Here is a 2,808-nt window from a genome sequence, read left to right as displayed (position 1 = left end):
CCGCATCGCAATCGCGCCGATGATGTCCCCGTCCCGAACGACGTGGACGACTGTCTCGCCGCGCCCCTCACGCTCGCGGACGTAGTCGGCGACCCGGCTGGGGACGTCAATGTCGCGGTCGGCCAGCAGTGCGCGGTTGCCGACAACAACTTCCTGGCCATCGGCGTGGGCGATGACGCCCTTGCCAGCGACTACGTCGAAGTCATCCGGATCGGGGACCGACCTGCGCCCCGCGTCCGTATCGTCCGCTTGGGCGACCGTCGTTCCGCCGTCCGTCGCGGCGGTCGGATCCTCGCGGGCCGCGTCGACGATGGCGTCAGCGAGGTGGTGTTCGCTCTTCTTCTCGGCGGTCGCCGCGAGTGAGAGGACCTCGTCATCAGCAACGCCGAACCCCTCAACATCGGCGACGGTGGTCTCGCCCTTCGTGAGGGTGCCGGTCTTGTCGAAGGCGACAAGGTCGATCTTGCCGGCGCGTTCGAGGTGTTCGCCGCCCTTCATCAGCACGCCAGACCGAGCGGCGTTGCCGATGGCCGAGACGATGCTGACCGGTGGCCCGATGACCAGCGCGCCGGGACAGCCGATGACCAACAGGGTCAGCGACAGGATCGCGTTCTGCGTGACGGCGTACGCACCGATAGCGAGCACGATGACGGCCGGCGTGTAATACTTCGCGAACCGGTCGATGAGACTCTCGGTCGGCGACTGAGCCTCTTGGGCCTCCTCGACACGGCGGATGATCCGTTCGAGCGTCGTATCCGAGCCCGCACCCGTCGTTCGGATCTCCAGTGCGCCTTCTTGATTGACCGTCCCGGCGTAGACCTCGTCGCCGTCGGCCTTGTGGACGGGCGCGCTCTCGCCGGTGACTGGTGCTTGGTTGACGGCGCTCTCGCCGTCGACGACGGTGCCGTCAACCGGAATCTTCCCGCCCGGCTTTACGACGACGACTTCGCCCTCTTCGACCTCGCGGGCGGGGACTTCTTGGAGTTCCCCGTCGCGACGGACGGTCGCCGTGTCGGGCGTCATCTCCAACAGCTCCTGGAGGGCAGTCCGGGTCTTCCGCATCGTCCGTCCCTCGAGGTAGCTGCCGAGGCTGAACAGGAAGACGACGGCGGCGGCCTCCCAGTACTCCCCGATGATGATGGCCCCAATGGCGGCTAGCGTCACCAGCGTCTTGATTCCGAGCGTCCGGTTGGTGACCTCGTGGTAGGCGGTTTTGGCGATGTCGTAGCCACCCACGAGCGTCGCCAGGACGAGGATGGCGGCGCTGGCCGTATTAAAACTCGTGAGGTAGCCCAGACTCCAGCCACCGCCGTAGAGGAGACCGCTCGTCGCCGTGACGATGGCCTTCCGGTGTTTCCGGTAGTACTGCGTGATCGATTGTTTGTTCATGGTGTTAGGCGGGCTGGGGCGTGTACCCCTGGTTTTCGATGGTCTGTGCGAAGACGTCGGGGTCCGCGACGTTGTCGTCGTACTCGATTTCGACGCGGCCGGTCGCGTAGTGGACTTCGACGTGCTGGACGCCGTCGACGTTCGACAGGGCGCGTTCGACGGTGCTCGCGCAGGTCGGGCAATCGAAGTCGAGGACGCGGAATTGGGTTGTGTCGCTCATTACAGTTTGAGGTAGTGCCCATACCCCAATAAGTATTTTTTAGATGATATGTTTGAATTCGGAGACGGGTCGTTGGAACAGTCAAACAGGTCGTCTAGGGCTTTTGCTATCGTGGGTCTATTCTGTACTCGATTCCTCGACAGACACCTACCCGACTCCTGCCCCGCTACCTTTTCCCGCGTGCTCGCGCTCAGTTCTCGTATGAGTGATTTCGATACTGACCACCGTCTCGACGACATCGCGGTGCGAGACACTCGGGTTTCGGATGCCATCGACGAGCCGATGCGGGCGATGATCCTCGATATTCTGGCCGAGGAGGCCCTGACCGCGACCGAGGTCCACGAACGCCTTGACGATCGCGGCGTCGACCGGACGGAGAACACGGTTCGCCATCACATCAACGAGCTCCGGGACGCCGGCCTCGTCGACGTCGTTCGGTTCGAGGAGGGTCGTGGTGGGACGACGAAGTACTACCACGCAAACACGATCGTTCTCTCGTACTCACTACCAGATTCGGCCGACGCCGCCCTCGAAGAGATGATCGACGCTGTCCAGCCCCAGATCACGGACGCGCTCACTACGCTCACCGACGAGTACGACGACGCTATTAAGGAGATCGTCGCGGATATGCAGCCCTGCGAGCACTGCCGGACCCAGAAGTACGAAACGTATGTGCTTCTGACTGTCCTCCGACGTGCGTTCGTTCGTGCTCACAGAGACTCCTGAGCGAGAAAACTCGGGACTATTGGGATTTCATCAGATACGACACGACACGAAACCACCGGTCGTTGGAGGCTGCGAATTGATCACTCAATTTCTAACTGACTGCTCCCACCGTCCTCCCTATTGTCGTTCTCATCCCATTCGAGTTCGAACTCGATACTCAATTCACCGGGTCCGTCCGTTGGTCCCTCGCGCTCGGCTTTGACCTCGAACGTCGGGCGCGCTGGTGGTTCCATTGTCACGGACTCGGAACCGGATTTGAGTGTGACTGCGTCCCCTTGTTCGAGTTTATCAGCGACGCTACGGAGATACGACGCGATTTCTTCTCGAGTCTGGCCACTCTCTGATTTGAACAGGACTTCTTCAGGCATACTGAACGATCTCGTGGAGGCCGTCGAAGACGCCGGGTACACCGCTTACGCCTGAGAATCGCGCGGACCACTCCGAGACAACGGCCAACCGTTGTCTTTGAAGCT

Annotated in this window: 4 protein-coding genes; 1 reads left to right on the top strand and 3 read right to left on the bottom strand. The window is 61.9% G+C overall.

Annotation, left to right across the window (positions count from 1 at the left end; translation table 11 throughout):
• On the bottom strand, positions 1–1,389 hold a 1,389-nt coding region (locus EAO78_RS17540; RefSeq protein ID WP_122107026.1), incomplete at its 3' end, for a heavy metal translocating P-type ATPase.
• Between the two features lie 4 nt (positions 1,390–1,393).
• The gene (locus tag EAO78_RS17535; RefSeq protein WP_122107025.1) at positions 1,394–1,609 is read right to left on the bottom strand and encodes a heavy-metal-associated domain-containing protein; all 216 of its coding nucleotides are present in this window, start codon (positions 1,607–1,609) and stop codon (positions 1,394–1,396) included.
• A 201-nt stretch (positions 1,610–1,810) separates the two neighbouring features.
• Between EAO78_RS17535 and EAO78_RS17530 the strand changes: the two genes are divergently transcribed.
• On the top strand, positions 1,811–2,335 hold the full coding sequence (locus EAO78_RS17530; RefSeq protein WP_049986811.1) for an ArsR/SmtB family transcription factor: 525 nt from the start codon (positions 1,811–1,813) through the stop codon (positions 2,333–2,335).
• Between the two features lie 80 nt (positions 2,336–2,415).
• On the opposite strand, the gene EAO78_RS17525 is transcribed toward EAO78_RS17530, so the two are convergent.
• Positions 2,416–2,703, bottom strand: a complete 288-nt coding sequence (locus EAO78_RS17525; protein WP_049986819.1) for an amphi-Trp domain-containing protein — start codon at positions 2,701–2,703, stop codon at positions 2,416–2,418.
• Between the last annotated feature and the right edge of the window lie 105 nt (positions 2,704–2,808).

Origin of the sequence: Halobellus captivus (genome assembly GCF_003697845.1) — an archaeon.
Classification (GTDB): Archaea; Halobacteriota; Halobacteria; order Halobacteriales; family Haloferacaceae; genus Halorubrum; species Halorubrum glutamatedens.
The sequence above is the reverse complement of the archived record's forward strand: the minus strand, read 5'-3'. Positions and strand labels throughout refer to the sequence as shown.

Coding starts and splice junctions, on each gene's coding strand:
- EAO78_RS17535 (WP_122107025.1), bottom strand. CDS start 1,609: ATGAGCGACACAACCCAATTCCGCGTCCTCGACTTCGATTGCCCGACC.
- EAO78_RS17530 (WP_049986811.1), top strand. CDS start 1,811: ATGAGTGATTTCGATACTGACCACCGTCTCGACGACATCGCGGTGCGA.
- EAO78_RS17525 (WP_049986819.1), bottom strand. CDS start 2,703: ATGCCTGAAGAAGTCCTGTTCAAATCAGAGAGTGGCCAGACTCGAGAA.